Source organism: Streptococcus sp. HSISS3, assembly GCF_000448605.1.
GTDB lineage: Bacteria > Bacillota > Bacilli > Lactobacillales > Streptococcaceae > Streptococcus > Streptococcus raffinosi.
Genome location: NZ_CM002130.1, coordinates 761,339 through 785,110, shown reverse-complemented (window position 1 = coordinate 785,110; position 23,772 = coordinate 761,339). Strand labels below are relative to the sequence as shown.

Genomic DNA, 23,772 nt, shown 5'->3' with positions numbered 1-23,772 from the left:
GGCCTTACGGCCTTTTCTCAACTTTGAAATTGGTTATATGATTTGTTAAAGGCATCAATAATATCTGAATTAGCCTTATCATATTCTACTTGAGTTTTCAAAACTCCTTTGACAATTGTACGCTGAGTTGCTTCAGCATCTGTACAAGTCACAAGAGTAACTTCTGACTTACCAGGTGTATCATCAACCACCGCTACTTCAGTTGGTTGAACAACTGTAACCTCACTAATGACATAAGTGTAGACTTTATTTTTATCCGTAAGATAAATCTTCATGCCTTTCTTAGCCCTATCAAGAGGTGAAAAAAGCATATCAGAAGCACCTGCAATACCAAAAACATGGTGACTAGCCAAAGCATAATTGTTTTCCCCACCCATGACTTGAGTTTCCTTCATGGTTCCTGCACCGTAAGTCAACTCTGTATTTCCAAGACCTTTGAAAATAGGGAGATTGATACCGACCTCAGGAATGGCAATACCACCAATAACCGGAAGCTTTTGAGCATCCATTTGCGCTTGCAAAACGGATCCAGTACTGATTGATTGAACATTTTCAAAGTCAAAGCTAGTCTTAGCTTCTTTGTTTTTCTCAATTGTCTTTTTAGAAACATTACTAACTTGATATTTATTGGTATTCCAGGCAATCACAGTGTTGCGGATGGACTTATTGAAAAATAGCGCTAGACCAACAACCAAAAGAACAACAATCAAGACCCAACGAAGGATTTCAAGCCATTTATGACGCTTTTTAGTTGTCTTATTTTTCTTATCTCTGCTCATCAGTTATCACCACTTTCTTGGTCGGCCTCGGGAGCTTTCACAACTTCTTCTGGTTCAACCAAAGCAAAAGTTACAATTCGAGCAGAATTATCCAAACGCATGACCTTAACCCCTTGAGTGGCACGTCCAGTTTGGGAAATATTGTCAACTGCTGTACGAATGATAACACCTGTATCAGTCATGACCATGATGTCCTCGTTACCAGAAACGGTAGCAATACCAGCTAAATGACCGTTCTTATCAGTGATATTAGCCGTTTTGATACCTTTACCGCCACGACCCTTAGTTGGGTATTCAGTGGCTGAAGTACGCTTACCATAACCTTTTTCAGAGATAATCAATACTTCTTGGTCGTCCGTAATGGCGGCAGCACCAACGACTTGGTCGCCATCACGAAGAGTCACTCCTTTAACACCAGCAGCCATACGACTCATGCTTCGAATCGTATTTTCCTTGAAGCGTACACTGTATCCAAACTTGGTACCAATGATAATTTCTTCATTTCCTGTAGTCAAGAAGACATTGATGAGTTCATCACCTTCTCTAAGTTTTAAGGCAATCAAACCATTTTGGCGAATGTTTTTGAACTCGGCTTCCTTAGTTCGTTTAACCAAACCTTGACGAGTTACAAAGACTAGGTGATTATTTTCAGAAGCTTCATCACTCTTAGCATTAATCACCGTTTGAATAGTCTCACCCTCGTCTAACTTCAAGAGGTTGACAATTGGTAATCCTTTGGCTGTACGACCATATTCAGGGATTTCATAGCCCTTAAGACGGTATACACGCCCTTTATTAGTCATAAAGTAAAGATGATCATGAGTACTTGTTGAAACGATATCACGAACAAAGTCATCGTCATTAACACCAGTACCTTGGACCCCACGTCCACCACGTTTTTGTGAGCGGAACTCATCTTGAGCCAAACGTTTAATATAGCCTTTGTTTGAAAGCGTAATAACCACATCTTCTTCTTCGATGAGGTCTTCATCTTCAAGTGAGACAACTTCACCGACCATAAGTTCGGTACGACGAGCATCTCCGAATTTTCGCTTGCTCTCATCCAATTCTTCTTTGATAATGGCAATAACACGTCCAGGTTTCGCCAAGATATCGGCCAAGTCTGCAATCAAGGCTAACAGATCATTATATTCGTTTTGAATCTTATCACGTTCCAAACCGGTCAAACGACGCAAACGCATATCAAGAATCGCTTGACTTTGACGTTCGGTAAGTTCGAAACGAGCCATCAACTCAGCTTGAGCTTCCGAATCCGTTTGACTGTTACGAATAATTGCAATCACTTCATCCAAGTGATCGAGTGCAATTAACAAACCTTCTAAAATATGGGCACGTGCCTCAGCCTTATCCTTGTCAAACTGTGTGCGACGAACCACAACTTCTTTTTGGTGGGCAATATAATCCGCCAAGATTTGACGTAGTGAAAGGATTTTTGGAACACCCTTTTCAATGGCCAACATGTTGAAGCTGAAGTTAGTCTGAAGTTGCGTTAATTTGAACAGGTTATTCAATATAACATTGGCAGAGGCATCACGACGCACTTCGATGACAAAGCGTACGCCTTCACGAGAAGACTCGTCACGGACTGCTGTAATTCCTTCAACACGTTTTTCTTGGGCCAAACGAACAATATGCTCATGAACCTTGGTCTTATTGACCATGTAAGGAAACTCAGTGACAACAATACGCTCACGACCTGATTTAGTTGTTTCAATTTCAGTACGCGAACGAAGAACAATAGAGCCCTTACCAGTCTCATAGGCACGGTGAATACCGGTTTTCCCCATGACCAGACCACCCGTTGGAAAATCAGGACCAGGGAGAACTTCCATCAACTCACGTGTTGTGACCTCAGGATTGTCCATCATCAATTTGACAGCATCAATTGTCTCAGACAGATTGTGCGGTGGGATATTGGTCGCCATACCAACGGCAATCCCTGTTGCGCCATTAACAAGTAAATTAGGAATACGTGATGGCAGAACAATTGGCTCACGTTCCGAACCATCGTAGTTATCTTGAAAATCAACAGTATTTTTGTTGAGATCACGGAGCATTTCCAAGGCGAATTTTGACATACGCGCCTCAGTATAACGCTGAGCGGCGGCTCCGTCACCATCCATAGAACCAAAGTTACCGTGACCATCAACCAACATGTAACGGTAGCTCCACCATTGGGCCATACGAACCATAGCCTCATAGATAGATGAGTCACCATGTGGGTGATATTTACCCATGACATCCCCAGTGATACGAGCTGATTTTTTATGTGGCTTATCAGGTGTCACCCCAAGCTCATTCATTCCATAAAGGATACGACGTTGTACTGGTTTTAAACCATCACGAACATCTGGCAAAGCACGAGCAACGATTACACTCATGGCGTAATCGATAAAACTCGTTTTCATTTCAGATGTCAATTTAACGTCAATTAAATTATTATCTTGCACCTTTAAAATGCCTCTTTTCTTTCATTCAAATCATTCCAAACTCTAATAAAAGAGCATAGAAAATTTCTATATTATTATACCATAAAACGCTTTATTTTTCAGTCTCATAAAACGCTTTCATTCAATATTTACTTAATATCTCGTGACATCTGTCGCTTAAAGTGGTAGAATAAGCATTGTACGGGGTAACCCAATAAAAAATTAAGGAGATGTTTAGACCATGACTGCAACTAAACAACACAAAAAAGTCATCCTTGTTGGTGACGGTGCCGTAGGTTCATCTTACGCTTTCGCACTTGTAAACCAAGGTATCGCTCAAGAACTTGGTATCATTGAAATTCCACAATTGTTCGAAAAAGCTGTTGGTGATGCACTTGACCTTAGTCACGCCCTTGCATTCACTTCACCTAAAAAAATCTATGCAGCTAAATACGAAGACTGTGCGGATGCTGACCTTGTAGTTATCACTGCTGGTGCTCCTCAAAAACCAGGTGAAACTCGTCTTGATCTTGTTGGTAAAAACCTTGCCATCAACAAATCAATCGTTACACAAGTTGTTGAATCAGGATTCAAAGGAATCTTCCTTGTAGCCGCTAACCCAGTTGACGTATTGACTTACGCAACATGGAAATTCTCAGGATTCCCTAAAGAACGCGTTGTAGGTTCAGGTACTTCACTTGACTCAGCTCGTTTCCGTCAAGCACTTGCTGAAAAACTTGACGTTGACGCACGTTCAGTTCACGCCTACATCATGGGTGAACACGGTGACTCAGAATTTGCCGTTTGGTCACACGCTAACATCGCTGGTGTAAACCTTGAAGAATTCCTTAAAGACAAAGAAAACGTTCAAGAAGCTGAATTGGTTGAATTGTTCGAAGGTGTTCGTGATGCAGCTTACACAATCATCAACAAAAAAGGTGCTACATACTATGGTATCGCAGTGGCCCTTGCTCGTATCACTAAAGCTATCCTTGACGATGAAAATGCAGTACTTCCATTGTCTGTATTCCAAGAAGGTCAATATGGTGTAAGCAACGTTTATATCGGTCAACCTGCTATCGTTGGTGCACACGGTATTGTACGTCCAGTTAACATCCCATTGAACGATGCTGAACAACAAAAGATGAAAGCTTCAGCTGATGAATTGCAAGCTATCATTGATGAAGCATGGAAAAACCCAGACTTCCAAGAAGCTTCAAAAAACTAATGTAACATTAGTTAACTAGAAAAAGTCTCCGAAAGGAGGCTTTTTTAGTAGATTAAAGAGACAAAAACAGCCAATTCAAATGAATTAGCTGTTTCATATTATTTAGCTGAGATAGCTGCTTTAGCAATATAGCTAAGTGGTTGGTTAAAGTGTGGCAAGAAGAACAAATCAAGTAATTGAAGACGATCAATAGTGACACCTTCTTGAATTGCCAATGAGAACATGTGGATACCCATTGAGATATCCATACGTGACACCATTTGAGCACCAAGAACTTTACGTGTATCTTTGTCATAAACAATCTTGATTGTGACTTCTTCATTTCCATCTTCCATAAAGGCAGCTTTTTGAAGATCTGTTGAAGCTACTACTGCAGGATTGAAGCCAAAACGTTTTGCTTTTTCTTCAGTCAAACCAGTAGATACCATGTTCAAGCCATAGATTGAAATACCATTTGATCCTTGAACACCATTTGATTCGACATCGCCACCACCGGCATTATGACCACCAACGATACCTGAACGAACAGCATTTGAAGCCAAGGCAATGTAGTTGACATCATCAAGGGCATTGTCATAAACGGTAGCACAGTCACCAACTGCGTAAACGTCCTTAACTGATGTTTCTTGTTTCTTATTAACAAGGTAAGCGCCATTACGGAATGTTTCCAACTTACCAGCACCAAGAGCTGTGTTAGGACGGAAACCAACGGCAAGAACGACCATGTCGACATCATAAGTATTTTTATCAGTGACGATACGTTCAACTTTAGTGTCACCTTCAACTGCCTTAACAGTTTCACCAAATGCCAATTTAATACCATGGTTTTCCATGTTTTTAGCCATAAGATCAGTCAAGTCATGGTCATAATAACCTGCCAAACAAGTGTCAACAACATCAATAAGAATGACTTCTTTACCGTGACGTTGGAAAGCTTCAGCCAATTCAACACCAATGTAACCAGCACCAACAACTGCTACACGTTTGATATCTTGTGATTTGTCGTTCAACTTATCGATAACTTCTTGAGCATTTTGGAAAAGTTTAACGAATTGAAGGTTTTCAAGAGTAGCTTCGAAAGTACGGCTACCTTCTTTAATTTCAGCACCTTCGATTGGAGGCAAAATTGGTTGTGAACCAGTAGCCAAAATCAATTTGTCATATGATTCAACATGTTCTTTTCCATCAACAAGAGCTGTAACGGTTTTACCATCAAAGTCAATAGACTCAACTGGTGAGTTCATATAAACCTTAGCACCCTTGCTTTCAAGTCCTTCTTTGTTGGCATAGAAAAGGCCATCCGAACCAGAAATTTGATTACCAATCCAAAGAGCCATACCACAACCCAAGAATGAAATGTTTGAGTTTTGGTCGAAAACAACAACTTCATTTTGGTCTCCGTAATTATCGAGAATAGTATTGATACTAAAAGTACCAGCGTGGTTAGCGCCAACAACTACGATTTTTGACATAAGTTTATCCAACTTTCTTTTGATAATAGTTTTACTATAATATTCTACCATATTCAGAAAACGGTTACACCTTTTATGCTCAGACTTTGTTACTTTTTGAACAAATTAAGTATTTTTGCTCTATATTCCTAATTGATTGTGTCAAATCATGCTAAAAACCGCATTGTGATGACAGATAGTATCCCTAATATGACCTCGGGAATACTCACAATTAGCAATCAGTACTTTGCTCTTAAAAATGCAAAAAAAGAGTGAGTGACACTTACCTCCCTAGAAGAAGATGTCACCACTCTATTTTAATTAGACTAATTCATTGAAATCCCAAACATCTGTCCAACCTTCATAAAAATCAGGTTCGTGACAAACCATAAGAATACTACCTTTGAAAGCTTGAAGAGCGCGTTTTAGTTCTTCCTTAGCATCAACATCCAAGTGGTTGGTTGGTTCGTCCAGAATAAGGACATTATTTTCACGATTCATCAGGAGACAGAAGCGAACTTTAGCCTGCTCTCCCCCTGAAAGCACTTGAATTTGGCTTTCGATATGCTTAGACGTTAACCCACATTTGGCTAGAGCCGCACGAACCTCAGCTTGATTTAAGGCTGGGAAAGCGTCCCAAACAGCTTCAAGGGGCGTCTGACGTGATCCTTCTGCTTCTTGCTCGAAATAACCTAGGTCAATGAAGTCACCTGTCTCAACTTCCCCTTCAAGTGGTTGGATGATACCAAGCAAACTCTTAAGCAAGGTAGTCTTACCAATACCATTGGCACCGTCAATAGCTACCTTTTGATTACGTTCAAAAGTAAGGTTCAAAGGTGCCTTTGTCAAAGGACGGTCGTAACCAATAACGAGATCTTTGGTTTGGAAAATAAAGCGACCAGGTGTACGACTTTCCTTGAAATGAAATTCAGGTTTAGGTTTCTCTGCCTGCAACTCAATAATATCCATCTTATCCAATTTCTTCTGACGAGACATGGCCATGTTTCGAGTTGCAACACGCGCCTTGTTCCGGTTAACAAAATCTTGCAGGTCTGCAATTTCCTTTTGCTGACGTTCGTAGGCAGCTTCTAATTGAGCTTTTTTCATAGCATAAACGGATTGGAAATTGTCATAATCGCCTGCATAACGAACCAAGTCCTGATTTTCAACATGGTAGACAATGTTAATCACGTCGTTCAAGAATGGAATATCGTGAGAAATGAGGACAAAGGCATTTTCATATTCTTGAAGATAGCGTTTAAGCCAGGCAATATGTTCTGCATCCAAATAGTTGGTTGGCTCATCAAGAAGCAAGATATCTGGTTTTTCAAGCAATAACTTAGCCAAGAGAATCTTGGTACGTTGACCACCTGAAAGGTCCGTTACATCTGTATCCATACCAAAATCCATGACACCAAGGGCACGAGCAACCTCATCTATCTTAGCATCTAGAGTATAGAAATCACGAGTTTCCAAGCGATCTTGAAGCTCACCTACTTCTTCCATTAGAGCATCAACGTCAGCTCCTTCTTCAGCCATAGACATGTAAATTTCATTGATGCGTTCCTCGGTTTTAAAGAGTTCATCAAAAGCCGTCCGAAGAACATCACGAACGGTCATTCCCTTCTCAAGGACAGCATGCTGATCCAAATAACCCGCTGTCACATACTTAGACCATTCCACCTTACCTTCATCAGGTTGCAATTTCCCAGTAACGATAGACATGAAGGTTGATTTTCCTTCACCATTAGCACCAACTAAACCAATATGTTCTCCTTTAAGCAAACGAAAAGAGACATTTTCAAAAATAGCACGGTCACCAAATCCGTGACTAAGATTTTTGACTTCTAAAATAGACATATGACCTATGGACTAAACCAAGATTTAGTCCCTTCCTTTCTTGACATTAACTTAACCATTCTACCATTTTTAAGGTAAATTTGGACCATAAATCATCCAAAAAGCAAAGAAAAAGCAGGACAAGCCTGCTCAATCTTTAGTCTTTTTTCAAAATGCGTTTGAAGACAGGATATAAAAGGGGAACCGCAATGATTGTAACAACTGATGTCCCAAAAGTACCACCAATCTTAACCACTGAAGCCAACATTGCAGCTTTTAAAGGTAGAGATGCAACGGCAGTGTTTATAATCGTATATTTGACAAAATTAAGAATGATTTTCGTCACTGCAGCTATCACCCCAATGAGGATAATATAGCTCATTTTGTCATTTGATTTGAGGGCTTTCTCAAAAACGAGATGAAGGACATAACAGACAATCAGAGATTCTAAAATCGTTATCCAAACCTCGGCAGCATAACCATTGAGAATATCAAACAGTCCTAATCCTACTGTTGCTACAAGGGCACCTTTTTTTGAACCAAAAATCAAAACAGCAATCACAACTAGGGCATTTCCCAAATGGACAAATTGAGGTCCAAAAGGAATACGAATAAACTGCACACTCACAATAATTAAAGCTGCATACAAACTGAGTTCGACCAATTCACGCATTTTATTATTTACCATTTGTTTCCTCCAATAATTTTTCAAATCCATTAAATAAATAGCCTATGTGGGATTCAAAGCAGAGTCCATATTTTACAGGACGACCACTGGACATGGTCGATAAAAGAACCCTATCCATGAAATTCAAGGCCAAGTTACAGACTTCAAGCAAATCCAAGTGGTGAAAATACCCTGACGATAAGATAGCAGTTAAGATGTCACCACTCCCATAAAAATGTGTCGAATAACTAGGGCGCATGAGGTAGGTCGTTTGCTCATTTTCTTTATCAAAATAAGCTAATCCAATTTTTCCTTCCTCTAGTGAGACTCCGGTCAAAAAGACCTTTTTGGGGCCAAGTTTGCCTAAATCTCTTAAAAGCTTTTCGATAGTAGCTTTATCATAGGTGTCTCTTTCCAAATATGGGGACCCAGTCAAAAGGGAGGCTTCTGTCATATTAGGGATAATCACATCCGCCTGCTGACAAAAGTTTCTCATAGCTTCCACATAAGTCTTGTCAAATCCCTTATAGAGCTGGCCATTATCTCCCATTATGGGATCGACAAATAAAGGGATTTGCTTCTCTTCAGCCAATTGAGCAACTAAATCTAGCTCCTCTCTTGACTTGAAATAACCACTAACCAAGCCATCCACTTTAAAGTCCAACTGCTCCCACTGTTGGCAAAAACCTTTCATGTCTTCTTTAAGATCTCGTAGATAGATATGTTCAAACTCGCCGGTATGTGAGGACAAAAGAACCGTAGGCAAAGGAAGGACTTCTATCTGACAGGACGACATGATGGGGAGACTACTGGTTAAGGCGACCTTGCCCAAACCAACCAAATCATTAGCAACTATAAGAGTCGTCATCTAGTTTCCTTCCCAAACTTTTTTAAATTGTTTAACAAAGCCCGTATGGAAATAAATGTAATAGGCTAGTCCAAGACCGATTATGGCTGCCACAATATCAAAAGGAAGTTTCATGATTGCAACTGCTGGCGTACCATAGACAAAGGCACGGCCCAATCCGTAACCCACCAAATCAATGAGAGCTCCAAGCAAAAGACCTAAAATGGCTCTTGATTTAGACAATTTGCCTAAACGTCTGCCAACTATAAGTGCAATAGCAAGGACTTGTAGGCTATGTGTCACTAAGGTCACCCACATTGGAAGAGGGTAAAAGAGCAAGTCACCAATAAAGGAACCCACCCCTGCTATAATGACAGCTTCCGTCGGAGGAAAAATCAAACCAACCAAAAAAATAACGATACCGTTAAAATAGAAATGACCTCCTGGGACGGGAATAGATAAGAGACTCGAGCTCAAAATAATGACAAGTGCCATAAAAAAAGCCGAAAGGGTTAAGCGTTTTGTTGACATACCTAAAACTCCTTGATTAATAAATATAATTCAAGTTTATGAAAATTCTGACGATTTTACAAGAGGGCTTTTTAGAAACTGTACGGGTACAGAATTTCATTCATCAAAAAATCACCACACAAGCGTGTGATGACTCATTTTATTTATCTTTTTTATCGAAGTATTTGACTGGTGCTTTTTCTAGATTTCGTAATGATACCTTAGCCGTTGCATTTGCCTCCGTACCATAGTCTGAGAAATCAATGGTCAAGTCATGATCAAAGTCAGCAACGGTATAGTCAACCACAATCTCTTTGACTTCCTTAGGAGCAATCTCGGTCTTATTAGCAATCTTATCTCTGTCATCATCTTGAGAAAAGACCATTGTAGCGACCTTCACTTCCTTATCTTCTTGTTTAACATCAAGAACTACCTTCATCAATAGAGTGTAGGCATTCATGGTTTCTTTACTTGTGTTGCTAAGTTTATAGTGTACACGGACAGCCTTTTGTCCTTCAGGTGATTCGATTTTCTTGGCAGAAAGAACTTGTACACTAGCATCTTGGCCAGTAAATAACAATTTGTTTTTATCGTAAGTCCATGTAGGCTCCTTTTCTGTCGAACAAGCCGACAAGCCAATGATGGTCAAACAGGCCAAGGCAACAAGGCCTAGAATTTTCTTAAAAGTCATTTTTATAATCTCCTTAAACTTGTTTTGAAGGGGAGTTAATATTTCCTTACAGCCTTTTTATTATGTCAAAATCTAATAATCTTGTCAAATTTTCCCAGTAACCTTGCCTAAAGCCTATATCTAAGGTACAATAAGGAAAAATCTGTAAGGGGTCAGTTATGAGTATTTATCAAGATATTTTAGAAAGCATTAAGAACGATATCCAAAATGGTAGTTTGGAAAAAGGGAGCAAGTTACCTTCCATTCGTCAACTTAGCCAGTCTTACTCCTGTAGTAAGGATACTGCCCAAAGAGCCCTCTTGGAGCTTAGATATCAAAACTATATTTACGCTGTCCCCAAAAGTGGCTACTATGTTCTTGAGGGACGCTCCGATTCAAGTGACAAAGTCCTTCTCAATCTTAATGACTATAATCAGTTGGCCTACGAAGACTTTCACCTTTGCCTAGATGAAAGTTTGGCTGGCCATCAAGACTATCTCTTCAATTACTACCATGAACAGGCTGGACTCAAAGAACTGGTTGAAGCGTTAAAAAATCGACTAGCAGCTGATGATATTTATGTGAATACGGATCAGATTGTCATCACTTCAGGAAGTCAGCAAGCCCTTTACATCCTCTCACAGATGGATTTTGGCAATGGTGGTCATAAAATTCTATTGGAACAGCCTACCTACCACCGTATGAACCAACTGGTTAACCGTCAAAAATTGACCTATGAAACCATAAACCGTGGATTTGATGGATTAGATCTTGACCTCCTTGAAAAGTACTTTAAATCTGGCCAAATTAAGTTCTTCTATACCATTAGCCGTTATTCCAATCCTCTAGGTTTGAGCTATACTGCCAAAGAAAAGGAAAAGCTAGCTCAACTAGCCAGTCAGTATAATGTTTATATCGTTGAGGATGACTATATGGGGGACTTTAGTGACAGTAAAAATCTTCCGATTCACTACTATGATACCCATGACCGCATTATTTATATCAAATCATTTTCCATGGCACTTTTCCCCGGGTTACGTTTGGGGAGTGTTGTCCTACCACAAAATCTCAGAGCTACCTTTTTGGCTCACAAAGGACTTATTGACTATGATACCAATCTTATTATGCAAAAGGCCCTCTCAGTCTACCTAGATAATGGCATGTTCCAAAAAAATATAAAAAAACTGCGTGATCTTTTTCAAGAAACCATGGCTAGAAGTCAAGAAACCATTGAACGAGCTAATGTGACTTTACCCTACCAAATTTCTCCTAGACATATCACTTGGCAGCTTCCTAAAGGGCTTTCTTTAGAAAAATTTAAAGCTCAAACACAGATGCGTTTCTTAGAGTCTTCCTTTATTAGCCCTACATCTGATACCTTTCTGCAAATAGGTCACGAAAAAGAATTGAAAACTTTTTTAAAACTTTTGCAAACCATAGACTGAAAACTAGTACACACAAAAAGCCATCAAATGATGGCTTTTGTTTATTTAGTCTGTTCAAAGCGAAGATGGACAATCACCTTGTCTCCATAACCGTTACGCTCCAAATCACGTTGTAAGCGATATGAAATGTAATGTTCAGCAATATTGATAAAACCAGCTTCCATAAGACGATTTTCAACCAATGACTGAATCATGTTAATGGTTGGGCGTTCCACTTGGGCGTCTTGAAGATCAAGCACTACTTTACGAGTTACTTGAGCTAGGTTTTGGCGCCAAGCATCATCAATAACATACACAGTCTGGGCTGCTTTTAAGATGGCTTGGTAGATTTTATCAGGATCAAATTCAGCAACTTGACCATTACGTTTAATAATTTGCATGGCTACCCTCTTTTCAAGTTTTTTTCTTTTATTATGCAGAGAATTTACATATTTGTCAAGTGCAAATCACTGAAAGACCTTTTCTAACTGCCTACTCCCAGAATTTAGAAATATAGAGTGGCTTGCCATGTCTATCAAAGGAAAGTGTTGCAGTATAGGAATCTGACTCATGGTGTCGCATATAATTAGCGATTCTTTTATCACCGTTTATCAGGTGAATGTCATAAGTCTGCCCGTCAGAGCTCACAAAGTGAGCATTAATTCTAGCACTACTCGTTTTTGAGCCAACATGACTAATATCTATTTGTTCAACTTTGCCATCAATGGTTTTAGCTATGGGTCCTCCATAATCTTTGTAAATAGTGACGGTAGCTAAAACATCCTCAACCAAAACATAGGTCATTCCGAAAATAAACAAATAAACTATCGGGATGACAATGAAAGATAATTTACTTTGACAAAATTTTTCTTTATGCCAAGCCCAGATATCTTGAGGTGACATGATTAAAAACTTCTTAACATACTGATGAACAAGTAACCCATAGACTAACACTAAAAATGTTAATTGCCCCAAGGGATAAGCAAAACTGGGTAAGCCATCAATAAGTATATTGACTTTATCAGATTCAAAGGTGTAATGTCCCCATACCCCGTCAAAGAACTCTAAAAACAAATTATCTCCTTTATGTAATATCGTCTAATCACTTAAAAATCCATCTTCTCAGATGGATTTTCTAGCTATTAACGTACTTCTGCTTTAACTTTTTCAGTGAGAGCTTTAGTAATTTTTTCCATGTATTTGGCAACTTCTTCGTCTGTAAGGTTGTCATTTGGATTTTGGAAGGTAAGGCTATAAGCCATTGATTTCATTCCTGCACCAAGTTTTTCACCTCCATAAACGTCAAAGAGTTTAACGGCAACCAAGCGTTTTACACCTGCTGAGTTAATAGCATCAAGAACTTCTTGATGAGTGATTTCTGCCTTGAGAAGAAGGGCGATATCACGTGATACTGCAGGGAATTTTGTGATTTCAACAAATGGTTGATCTGGTTGCAAGGCAGCTTCTACAGCGTTGAGATTAATTTCAGCTACATAAGTTTCTGGAATACCGTAGTTTTTAGCGGTTTGCGGGTGGACTTGACCAAGGAAACCAATGGTTTGACCATCAAGTACAATGGTTGCTGTACGACCTGGGTGCATACTTGCTAGGTCTTTTGTCGCTACATAGTCAACAGTAAGCTCAAGCTTATCAAAGAGAGCTTCCACGATACCTTTGGCATAGAAGAAATCAACTGGCGTTGCTTTGGTTTGGAAATCTTTTTCCGCAACAAGACCAGAAATGGCAAAGGCGAAGGTATTGATTTCGTTTGGCAAATCTTCTTTTGGATTACCTTTTTGCTCAAAGACTTTACCGATTTCGTAGATAGCTACGTTGCTATTCTTACGGTTAACATTGTAAGCAACGGTATCAAGCATACCAGAAACCATGTTTTGACGGAGAGCTGAGCGATCAACAGTCATTGGCCACATCAACTCAGTCAAGTTACTTGGTGTCACTGCAAATTCAACAGCTTTTTCAGGTGTTGTCAAAGCATATGAGATAATCTCAGTCAGACCGGCTCCTTCAGCAATGGTACGAATCTTACGGCGTAGAGCTTGTGTTTTCGTTAATTCACCAGCTGTACCTGCTGCTTCTGGGAGTGTTGTAGGCAATTTTTCATAACCATAAATACGGGCAATTTCTTCGACCAAGTCAGCTTGGATTGCAATGTCCCAACGGCGACGTGGTACAGATACTGTGAATTTTTCAGCATCACCTGAAAGACCAAAGCCAAGTTTGGCAAAGACATCTTCGATATCTGCGAAGGTCAATTCAGTTCCAAGACGAACATTTACATAGTCAAGACTTGTAGAAACTTGAACTGGTTCTGTGTCCACTGAACCTGCTTGAACACGGCCTGCAAGAACAGTACCATTTGCCAATTCTTGCAACATAGCTGCTGCAAAATCAAGGGCTTCAAGGACAGTATCGTTATTAACACCTTTTTCAAAGCGTGATGACGATTCTGAACGAAGGTTAAGACGGCTGCTTGTCTTACGAACAGATTTGCCATCAAAAACAGCAGCTTCGAGAACAACGTTTTTAGAATTGTTGTCAATTTCAGTTGAAGCGCCACCCATAACACCTGCAAGAGCTACCGGTTTATCAGCTACCGTGATAACAATATCTTCAGCAGTCAATTCACGTTCTTCACCATCAAGAGTGACCAATTTTTCACCATCACGAGCATCACGGGCAACGATACGTGATTCTTCAAATTTGTCCAAATCGAAGGCGTGCATAGGTTGTCCAAAGTAGAGAAGAACATAGTTTGTCACGTCCACCACGTTGTTGATTGGACGGATACCAGCATTCATGAGAAGATTTTGCAACCATTGTGGACTTGGTTGGACAGTGACATTTTCAACCACACGGCTAGCATAAGTAGCCACTTTATCGCTTTCGATAGCTACTGAAATCTTATCAGAAGCTGGCTTGCTGTCTTCAGTGACCGCTTTTTCTGGGAAGTGAACAGATTTACCATAGATTGCAGCGACTTCATGAGCAACACCACGCATAGAAAGGGCATCAGCACGGTTAGGTGTGATTGACAATTCGATGATTTCATCATCAAGGTCGAGATATGGGAAAATGCTATCTCCAGGTACAGCATCTTCCGGCAAAATTTGGATACCATCCGCAAATTCTTTAGGAATAATGCTATCTGGAAGACCAAGTTCAGCCAAAGAACAGATCATCCCGAGAGACTCCATGCCACGAATTTTCCCTTTTTAATTTTGTAGTTGTCTGAGATACGAGCACCAGGAATGGCAACAATGACCTTGATTCCAGCAGTGACATTTGGAGCGCCACAAACAATTTGACGTGGACCTTCAGCATCTCCTGTATCTACTTGACACAAGTGCAAGTGGGTTTCAGGTACATCTTCACATGACAAGACATGACCAACAACCAATTTTGACAAGCCTTCAGCAGGTGTTTCAACACCTTCCACTTCAATACCTGTCGTCGACATTTTTTCAGCGAGTTCGGCAGTAGTAACATCCACATCAACCAACTCTTTTAACCATTTATAACTAACTAGCATAATAATGATACCAAGCCCGTTAAGAGCTCTCAGCAAAAATAGGAAAGGCAACGCTGGTGCATCAGCACCTAGGCGCCTATATCTTTTTTGCCCAGAGCTTAGGGCGGGTTCAAATCCTTTCTCTATAATTAGGAACAAAATATTTAGATTCAAAGACAACCAATCTCGAACTTTGAGGTCGTATTCAAATCCTTTCTGTCATTTAGGAATATCTACATTTGACATAAGAGGAAAACGAACTGACACGTTTAATCGCCTTATAAACTCCTCTCTATCAACTTAATAATAGGTTTATAATTTCAATTTTAGTAACCAATCGCAGTCCACTTTACCATCACCGACCGGAAAATTGTGTTCTGCAAATTTTTCAAAGCCATATTTATCGTAAAAAATCTGTGCTTTGAAATTTCTTTCCCAAACACCCAACCAGACCCAATCACAACCTAGATCACGGGCTTCCTGCAATGCAAATTCAAAGAGCTTCTTTCCTAAGCCCATACCTTGAAAAGCCTGACTGATATAGATACGTTGAATTTCAAAGGCATTGTCCAAATGCTGCTCTGTTTGAGCAGACCCTACATTGGTCTTTAGAAAACCTGCCTTTTCAGCATCGACGAGAATAAAAAATAACGTGATTCTTCGTGAGTGATTTCATTGAGGAGAACTTCCTCAGACAGCGCAGTGTCAAAGTAAGCTTGCAACTGGGACTCTGTATTATCATGAGCAAATGTCTCCCTAAAAGTATCTTCCGAAATAACTTTTAATTCTTCTACTTCTTCTGGAAGAACCTTACGAATGGCAACTGTCATGACAACCTCCTAAACCTTATTTAAATTGTTCTGAGAATCGAACGTCTCCTTGGTAGAAACCACGAATATCGTTAATTCCATAACGGAGCATGGCAATACGTTCTTGACCAAGACCGAAAGCGAAACCTGAGTATTCTTCAGAATCAACACCTGACATCTCAAGCACTTGTGGGTGAACCATACCAGCACCAAGGATCTCAATCCATCCTGTCTTCTTACATACGTTACATCCTTTACCTCCACACTTGAAGCATGACACGTCAACCTCAACGGAAGGTTCAGTGAATGGGAAATAAGAAGGACGCAGACGGATTTGACGCTCTGCACCAAACATTTTTTGGATAATCATTTCAAGTGTTCCTTTAAGGTCACCCATTGAAATATTTTTACCAACGACTAATCCTTCGATTTGGTGGAACTGGTGACTGTGAGTCGCATCATCTGTATCACGACGGAAAACACGTCCTGGTGAAATCATTTTAAGCGGACCCTTAGAAAAATCATGTTTATCAAGCGTACGAGCCTGTACAGGACTTGTGTGAGTTCTCATCAAGATTTCTTCCGTAATATAGAAGGTATCTTGCATATCACGCGCTGGGTGATCTTTAGGCAAGTTCATGCGTTCAAAGTTGTAGTAATCTGTTTCCACTTCAAAACCGTCAACGACTTGGAAGCCCATACCCAAGAAAATGTCTTCAATTTCTTCAGCTGTTTGGCTAAGAATATGACGGTTACCAAGTTTGACTTGGCGTCCTGGAAGGGTAACATCAAGACTTTCAGAGTCAAGTTGTGCTTGAATTTTAGCGGCTTCAACAATTTTAGCGGCTTCGTCAAAAGCTTCAGTCAAAACGTCACGTACTTCGTTGACCATCTTACCAACTTTAGGACGTTCTTCATTTGGAAGGTCTTTAAGGCCCTTCAAGAGATCTGTCAAAGACCCTTTTTTACCTAAAACTGCCACACGCAATTCTTGTAATTCTTTAGAGTGTTCTCCACGCATTTCAGCCAATTTAGCTTGCGTTGAGGTCTTCAACTCTTGCAATTGTGTTTGTAAATCCATGAGATTCCTTTCTTAAATAACAATTTCGAATCGCAAACAAAAAACCACGTGCCAAACTCCAACCCGGAGCGTTGACACGCGGTACCATCCGTTTTTTATCCGGTTACCCAGACCTTGATTCGTCAGTCGTTGTTTTCATGAGTGAATTCACCAAACTTCCCTTGAGGGGGCTTCCAGTCCGTGGCCCCCAATCCCTGACAATTTCCATAAGGTTACTAGTCTCTACGACTTCTATTCAATTACTATCAATTCTACCAAAAAAATAGGAAGCTTTCAAGAGGAGAAAAAAATCCAGGCCTTTAAGCCTAGATATTCTCAACGGAAGACTTCTTAACCTGTGCATGCGAAGCCTAACATGTGTCCAGAAAACTCAAATCTTAACACATACACTATAACTAACTTTGAAAAACACCATATCCCCATATGACATTCCCGTTATTATTGTAACATGGCCCCCAAAAAAGACAAGTCGACCTTTTTCTCATAAATCCTGTAATCCTAATCATAGGCTAAGAGATGCTATTTTGCGCAATCGATTGCGTTATTTTGAAAGCGCCAACCTAATTTTTTTATGATAGTCTAAGCAAATTTTTTGAGACTGTAAAAAAAGATAGTGATAAAACTATCAACTACCTTTCATGAAAATATAATCTATTTTTAGTCTAAATCAAGATCTTTCAATTTGACGGAAACGATTTTTGAAACCCCAGATTCCTGCATAGTCACCCCATAAATTGAATCAGCCGCAGACATGGTTCCCTTACGGTGGGTAACCACGATAAACTGACTGGATTTATCAAAGCGATTGAGGTAGTCACCGAAACGTTTTACATTGGCTTCATCAAGGGCTGCTTCTACTTCATCCAAGATAACAAATGGAATCGTCTTAACACGAATGATGGCAAAGAGCAATGCTAGAGCGGACAAGGCCTTCTCCCCCCCTGACATAAGGTTAAGTGATTGAATTTTCTTACCTGGAGGTTGAACAGAAATCTCTACACCAGCTTCCAGAAGGTTGTCGGAGGTCAAAATCAAATCTGCGGAACCACCTCCAAACATCTGAGTGAAAGTCTGTTTAAAGCTCTCACGGATAGCCTCAAAGGTCGCTTTAAAACGTGATTTCACTTCTTCATCCATATCATTAATGGTACTAAGCAGGAGACTCTTGGCTTCAAGCAAATCATCTTTCTGACCGTTCAAGAAGTCCAAACGTTGCTTGACTTCTTCAAACTGGTCAATAGCATCTAGATTGACTGGCCCCAAAGCCTTAATAGAACGTTCAAGCCCTTGTAAGTTCTGACGAACCTGTTCCACATTTACAAGAACTTGCGTTTGTCCCTTAGCCACTTCAAGCGTCATCTGATAATCTTCAGCCAATTGAGTTGCAAACTTACGAAGCGATTGGCTAATCTGACGCTCACCTTCTTCCAAGCGAGTCTGTTGACGAATCAAATCCTCATTGCGATTACCCGCCTTAGTCAAACGTTCCTCCAAGTCTTCCAACTGACCTTCATAGTCTTGTACTTGAATCTTAGCACGAACAAGGGACTGCTCCAAATCATCCTTACGTTGAACAGCTTCATCACGCTGCGCTTGCAAATGTGGCAAGCGGTCAGATTGATTCTGGTCAACTTGGTTGTTGAGAAGAGCTAAGAGACTTTCTGATTCCCTCATTAACTCAGACAAATCGGCTTGAAGTCGATTAGTTTCCGTCTTGGCAAAGCGTAATTCTGCTTGTAAGTCTCGTTCCCTTAGCTGAAGTTCAGATTGCTTGTCTAAGAGACCTTGTTTTTGTTGACCAAGCGCATCCTTATCTTCCTTGATAGCCTCGATTCGGTCGTTGATTGCCTCACGTTTTGATTGTATTTGTGTTAACTCTGCTTTCAGACGCACAGCCTTATCCTTAAGATTCGAGTCTTCAGAACCCTGAGTAGCCTGTTTGAAGCTGTCCACTAATGCTTGACTTTTCTCTACTTCTGTCAAAGCTTGTTGATGCTCCAAGTCCAGTTTTTGCTCCTCTAGACGAGCGTTTTCCCCTTCTGACTTGAGATTCTCTAAGTCTTTTTGGAGCCTCTTACGTTTGGTCTTAAGGTCTTCAACTTTGGCTTCACTATCACTCAGTTGAGCCTTAATCTGACTGATTTCAACAGTCAATGCATCCAGTTCTGGCTTGATAAAGAGATTGTTATTTTGTTTATTGGCACCACCAGCAAAAGCACCACCAGGCCGGATTTCAGAGCCGTCAAGTGTCACCATGCGCACTTGGAAACGTACAGCTCGAGCAGACTTGTTGGCATTGTCAATGGTATCAAAGATTGCCGTAACCCCTAGGAGGTTTTGGAAAATATTAGATAAGCGGTCCTCATAGGTAACCAAATCGGAAGCCATACCTATAAAACCTGGTGCATTGGCAAGACTTTGAGCAAACTGTCCATTAAGCTGACGTGGTTTAATGGTCGTTAAAGGCAAGAAGGTTGCACGCCCCTGACGATTGCGTTTTAAATAGTCAATTGAACGCTTAGCAGCAGCTTCATCCTCAACAATAATATTTTGGCCACTCGCACCTAGGGCTATTTCAAGCGCCGTTTGATAGTTAGTATCAAAGGTCAGGTGTTCACTAACAGCGCCAATAATTCCCTGAATGGATTGGGCATTTTGAAGGACAGCCTTCACCCCTGCATAGAAATTAGAATGATTTTTCTGGATAGATTCTAGACTTTGACGACGAGCATCTTTGCTTTTAAGATAATCCATGAGGTCAAACATTTTCTTTTGGGCCTCTTGGTAATCCTTGTCGATAGCTTGATAAGACTGAGCCTTTTCTTTGTAGGTAGCTAAGAGGCCTTGAAGACTTACTTGAGCTGCTTGATAAGCTTTTTGGGCTTCGCTAGCCACTTCCTGAGCGGAAAGCAAATCAGCTTGAGCCTGCTTATATTCTTCAGCTTGAGCCTCCAGTGCTTGGGACTGGCTGTCCATGTCATGATTCACCTGAGTCAAACTATTGGAAACTTTGGCCTCCTCCTGCATCAGACTAACATAGTCCTCACGCAAACGTTCAATAAGCGTATCTGGATCTTCCGAAAATTGCTCTAACTCCGTTTGAATAGTAGTCAGATCTTGGGCAATGGTTTCCAGCTCACGAGTTAATTCAAATTGACGTTTGTTGACGCTATCAAGAGAAGTTTCTGCTTCTTCTTTTAAACTTTCTAACTCACTAAGGCGAGCTTCAGTCTCTTCCTTCTTCTCAGAACGCTGCTGACTTTCCATAGTATAAAGATCAATTTGACGCTCAAAGTCGCTAATGAGACGTGTGACATCCACTAAGGTTTGTTGGTCAGAAGAAATTTGATCTGAAATTTGATGGCGTTTTTGCTTAAGCTCTTGGTTCTCAGTCTCTAAACGATGCCGTTCTTCATAATAGCTGGCTAATTTTTCTTTGACTTCTGCCAAGTCTTTTTGCGCTTTGGTTAAGTCTGATTTGCCAACTTCAATATCGTGTACCAAAAGATTAAGTTGAGTCTGTTTACGCTCTTTATCTAATTCCAAGTAACGTTTAGCTGTCGCTGCTTGTTTTTCAAGTGGCTTAACCTGACCAACCAGCTCAAAGATAATGTCTTCCAAACGATCAAGATTCCCCTGAGTTTGATTGAGCTTACTTTCAGTCTCTTTCTTACGTGTCTTATATTTAAGAACACCAGCAGCCTCTTCGAAAATAGCACGGCGTTCCTCTGGCTTGGCATTGAAAATAGCCTCAACCCGACCTTGAGAAATAATGGAAAAAGAATCACGTCCAAGACCAGTATCCATGAAAAGGTCATGAATATCACGCAGACGAACCTTACGACCGTCAATCAAGTAATCATTGTCACCATTTCGATAAATATGACGCTCCACACGAATAGATTCACCAGCATCAGCGATAAAGCCATCACTGTTATCAAGTGTAACTGCTACCTCGGCATAGTTGAGGGCCTTACGAACTTCTGTACCAGCAAAAATAACGTCAGGCATCTTGCCACCACGCAAACTCTTGGCAGATGATTCTCCCAAAGCCCAACGCAAGCTCTCTGTAATATTTGATTTTCCTGATCCATTTGGACCTACAACGGCTGTTACTCCCTTGTCAAAGACGACCTGCGTCTTGTCCGCAAAGGATTTAAAGCCCTGCATTTCAATTGATTTCAAATACATGCTTAATTTCCTAGTTGTTCAAGGGCGGCCTTGGCAGCCGCCTGTTCAGCTAATTTCTTCGATTTTCCGAGACCTGTACTGAGTTCTTTACCATCAACAGCTACCTGCATGGTAAATTCCTTAGCATGAGCAGGCCCAGATTCTTCAATAACGGTATAGGTAATATCAACCGTACCATTGACTTGAAGACGTTCCTGGAGTTCCGTCTTGTAATCCGTTACTCGGTCAAAGTTGCCTTCTTCGACTTTAGGAATCATCACTTTATTCAAGAATTTTTCAACAGCAGGTAATCCTTGGTCCAAATAAAGGGCACCGAGAAAGGCCTCCCAAAGGTCACCGAGAATAGTGGCACGTTCACGACCACCAGATTTTTCCTCACCCTTACCGAGACGAATAAACTGCTCAAAGCCACAAGCTTTCGTAAAGCCAGCCAGACTCTCTTCACGAACAATGGTACTACGCATCTTAGACATCTCCCCTTCTGGCTTGTTAGGGTAGCGATTGTAAAGGTAAACGGAAATGACTAATTGCAGAGCCGCGTCTCCTAAAAATTCCAAACGTTCATTATGTGAAATGTTTAGGAGGCGGTGCTCGTTGGCATATGAGGTGTGGGTAAATGCCGTTTCTAAGAGGTCTTTTTGGCTAAAAACAATACCAAAATCCTGTTCAAGTTTTTGTTCAAGTTGATTCATAGGACATCCTTTCTTTTTAAAGCATACTAGTTATGATTATATCAAAAAAAGCAGATTTTCACGATGGAAAACTGCTTTTAGGAGACATATCTACTGATTTTGTTTGCTTGGTCCCACTAAACTAAAAGAGTTGAGCACGATACTCAACTCCACTTTCTTAATAGTCTGGACGAACGACACCTGTAACCGTTTTACGTGTTGTTTCAATATCTTCCTCAAGGACAACCTTGATAATACGCTTAGTTTCTTCAGGAGTACATGCTACCAATGGTAAACGAAGTGGACCAACTTCGAAACCAAGATGGTTGAGGACCGCTTTGACAGGAGCAGGACTTGATACTGAGAAGAGAGCATTAACTTTCGGAATGAATTTGCGTTGGATGGCTGCAGCAGTCTTGATATCGTTATTTTCAATAGCCTCGAGCATGGCATGCATTTCATCACCATTTGTATGAGAAGCTACTGAGATAACTCCATTAGCACCAAGGTTCATCGCATGGAAGGCATCACCATCTTCACCGGTATAAACCAAGAAGTCTTTCGGTTTATGTTCGATAAGGTAGGCCATATTGGCAAGGCTAGTACATTCTTTGACACCGATAATATTTGGATGTTCAGCTAAACGAAGCATAGTATCTGGAGCCATTTCAACAACAACACGACCAGGGATGTTGTAGATGATAATTGGCAATTCAGAAGCATCCGCAATCGCTTTGAAATGTTGGTACATTCCCTCTTGTGATGGCTTGTTGTAGTAAGGCACGATAGCCAAACCTGCTGCGAAACCACCAAATTTAGCAACTTCTTTAGCAAACTCAATGGAGTCACGTGTATCATTGGTCCCGACACCAGCAATTAGTGGTACACGACCATTGACAATTTTTTGAACCTCTGCAAAAAGTTCCAACTCTTCATCGTGAGTGAGTGTTGGACTTTCAGCCGTTGTTCCTGCCAATAGAAGGGCTTCCGTATGGTGAGCCAAAAGGTGCTCAATCAAGCCTGGAAGAGCATCGTAATTGATAGAGCCATCTTCGTGGAAAGGCGTAATGAGTGCTGTGATCAGTCTAACATCTCTTAATTGATCAATTGACATAATATTCTCCTTCAACCGTTTTCTAATCCACTCCATTTTACCATAATTTTGACCAGACAGACAGCTAAGTTAACAATTTGCTGAAAACATGATGTGACATTGTTTCCAATTTATGGCAATTCACAAAAAAAAGGCTCTATAATTTCTGTAGTGGGTAAAATCACTATAGAGATTATAGAGCTTTTTGAATGCAGACAAAAAGTCCCATAAGAAACTATAATGAAAAGCAACCAAACCATCATTAGGAAGAACTTATGAGACTTATTAAGAGTACCACAGAATTAATCGGAATTAAAGACCCAAACATCATTATTTCTCTTGTTTTTGAAAAAGATACCTACATTGAGGTTCAAGCAATACTTGATTATCCTGCACCACCATGTCCTCACTGCCAAGGAAAGATGATCAAATATGGCTTTCAAAAGCCTTCTAAAATTCCTCTCCTTGAACAAGCTGGAACACCTACACTATTACGTCTTAAAAAGCGTCGTTTCCAGTGTAAAAGTTGTAGG

The 23,772-nt window shown here is 40.4% G+C and carries 17 protein-coding genes and 2 pseudogenes; 3 read left to right on the top strand and 16 right to left on the bottom strand.

The window, feature by feature from the left end; all coding sequences use genetic code 11:
* Positions 1-17 precede the first annotated feature (17 nt).
* Positions 18-779 (bottom strand): class A sortase, encoded by a 762-nt coding sequence (locus tag HSISS3_RS03760; RefSeq protein ID WP_021151754.1) that lies wholly within the window; start codon positions 777-779, stop codon positions 18-20.
* On the bottom strand, positions 779-3,250 hold the full coding sequence (gene gyrA, locus HSISS3_RS03755; protein ID WP_021151753.1) for a DNA gyrase subunit A: 2,472 nt from the start codon (positions 3,248-3,250) through the stop codon (positions 779-781). Before gyrA ends, HSISS3_RS03760 begins: the two co-directional genes overlap by 1 nt.
* Positions 3,251-3,470: 220 nt before the next feature.
* Between gyrA and HSISS3_RS03750 the strand changes: the two genes are divergently transcribed.
* Positions 3,471-4,457: an L-lactate dehydrogenase gene (locus tag HSISS3_RS03750; RefSeq protein WP_008534867.1), complete on the top strand. Its 987-nt coding sequence runs from the start codon at positions 3,471-3,473 to the stop codon at positions 4,455-4,457.
* A gap of 98 nt (positions 4,458-4,555) precedes the next feature.
* Here HSISS3_RS03750 and HSISS3_RS03745 read toward each other — a convergent pair whose 3' ends face one another.
* The 6 genes from HSISS3_RS03745 to HSISS3_RS03720 all read right to left on the bottom strand — a co-directional run bounded on the left by HSISS3_RS03745 (position 4,556) and on the right by HSISS3_RS03720 (position 10,462).
* Positions 4,556-5,929 (bottom strand): H2O-forming NADH oxidase, encoded by a 1,374-nt coding sequence (locus HSISS3_RS03745; protein ID WP_021151752.1) that lies wholly within the window; start codon positions 5,927-5,929, stop codon positions 4,556-4,558.
* Positions 5,930-6,229: 300 nt separating this feature from the next.
* Entirely contained in the window at positions 6,230-7,768 is a 1,539-nt protein-coding gene (gene abc-f / locus HSISS3_RS03740) for a ribosomal protection-like ABC-F family protein (RefSeq protein ID WP_021151751.1), read from the bottom strand.
* Positions 7,769-7,904: 136 nt separating this feature from the next.
* Positions 7,905-8,435, bottom strand: coding sequence for an ECF transporter S component (locus HSISS3_RS03735; RefSeq protein WP_021151750.1), 531 nt, complete (start codon positions 8,433-8,435; stop codon positions 7,905-7,907).
* Positions 8,425-9,282, bottom strand: coding sequence for a pyridoxamine kinase (locus tag HSISS3_RS03730; RefSeq protein ID WP_021151749.1), 858 nt, complete (start codon positions 9,280-9,282; stop codon positions 8,425-8,427). The genes HSISS3_RS03735 and HSISS3_RS03730 overlap by 11 nt, the downstream gene beginning before the upstream one ends.
* A complete protein-coding gene (locus tag HSISS3_RS03725; RefSeq protein ID WP_021151748.1) occupies positions 9,283-9,792 on the bottom strand; it encodes an ECF transporter S component in 510 nt (169 codons plus the stop codon).
* A gap of 139 nt (positions 9,793-9,931) precedes the next feature.
* The gene (locus HSISS3_RS03720; RefSeq protein WP_021151747.1) at positions 9,932-10,462 is read right to left on the bottom strand and encodes a DUF5067 domain-containing protein; all 531 of its coding nucleotides are present in this window, start codon (positions 10,460-10,462) and stop codon (positions 9,932-9,934) included.
* Between the two features lie 158 nt (positions 10,463-10,620).
* Between HSISS3_RS03720 and HSISS3_RS03715 the strand changes: the two genes are divergently transcribed.
* Positions 10,621-11,886 carry an aminotransferase-like domain-containing protein gene (locus HSISS3_RS03715; protein ID WP_021151746.1) on the top strand — a complete coding sequence of 422 codons (1,266 nt, stop codon included), beginning with the start codon at positions 10,621-10,623 and terminating at the stop codon, positions 11,884-11,886.
* Between the two features lie 41 nt (positions 11,887-11,927).
* Here HSISS3_RS03715 and HSISS3_RS03710 read toward each other — a convergent pair whose 3' ends face one another.
* The 8 genes and pseudogenes from HSISS3_RS03710 to dapA form a co-directional block, all read right to left on the bottom strand.
* Positions 11,928-12,266: an ATP cone domain-containing protein gene (locus HSISS3_RS03710; protein WP_002887879.1), complete on the bottom strand. Its 339-nt coding sequence runs from the start codon at positions 12,264-12,266 to the stop codon at positions 11,928-11,930.
* Positions 12,267-12,357: 91 nt separating this feature from the next.
* Positions 12,358-12,939: a hypothetical protein gene (locus tag HSISS3_RS03705; RefSeq protein WP_021151745.1), complete on the bottom strand. Its 582-nt coding sequence runs from the start codon at positions 12,937-12,939 to the stop codon at positions 12,358-12,360.
* Between the two features lie 68 nt (positions 12,940-13,007).
* Positions 13,008-15,415 (bottom strand): annotated as a pseudogene (gene pheT, locus HSISS3_RS03700) (phenylalanine--tRNA ligase subunit beta).
* 291 nt (positions 15,416-15,706) lie between these two features.
* Positions 15,707-16,224 (bottom strand): annotated as a pseudogene (locus tag HSISS3_RS03695) (N-acetyltransferase).
* A gap of 16 nt (positions 16,225-16,240) precedes the next feature.
* Positions 16,241-17,284, bottom strand: coding sequence for a phenylalanine--tRNA ligase subunit alpha (gene pheS / locus HSISS3_RS03690; protein ID WP_002887885.1), 1,044 nt, complete (start codon positions 17,282-17,284; stop codon positions 16,241-16,243).
* A 657-nt stretch (positions 17,285-17,941) separates the two neighbouring features.
* Complete coding sequence (gene smc / locus HSISS3_RS03685) at positions 17,942-21,475, bottom strand: chromosome segregation protein SMC (protein WP_021151740.1); 3,534 nt, start codon at positions 21,473-21,475, stop codon at positions 17,942-17,944.
* 2 nt (positions 21,476-21,477) lie between these two features.
* Positions 21,478-22,167 carry a ribonuclease III gene (rnc, locus tag HSISS3_RS03680; RefSeq protein WP_002887887.1) on the bottom strand — a complete coding sequence of 230 codons (690 nt, stop codon included), beginning with the start codon at positions 22,165-22,167 and terminating at the stop codon, positions 21,478-21,480.
* A 157-nt stretch (positions 22,168-22,324) separates the two neighbouring features.
* The gene (dapA, locus tag HSISS3_RS03675; protein WP_008534885.1) at positions 22,325-23,260 is read right to left on the bottom strand and encodes a 4-hydroxy-tetrahydrodipicolinate synthase; all 936 of its coding nucleotides are present in this window, start codon (positions 23,258-23,260) and stop codon (positions 22,325-22,327) included.
* 254 nt (positions 23,261-23,514) lie between these two features.
* On the opposite strand from dapA, the gene HSISS3_RS03670 reads away from it, so the two are divergent.
* The coding region (locus tag HSISS3_RS03670) for a transposase family protein (RefSeq protein ID WP_042772059.1) at positions 23,515-23,772 on the top strand (258 nt) is incomplete at its 3' end.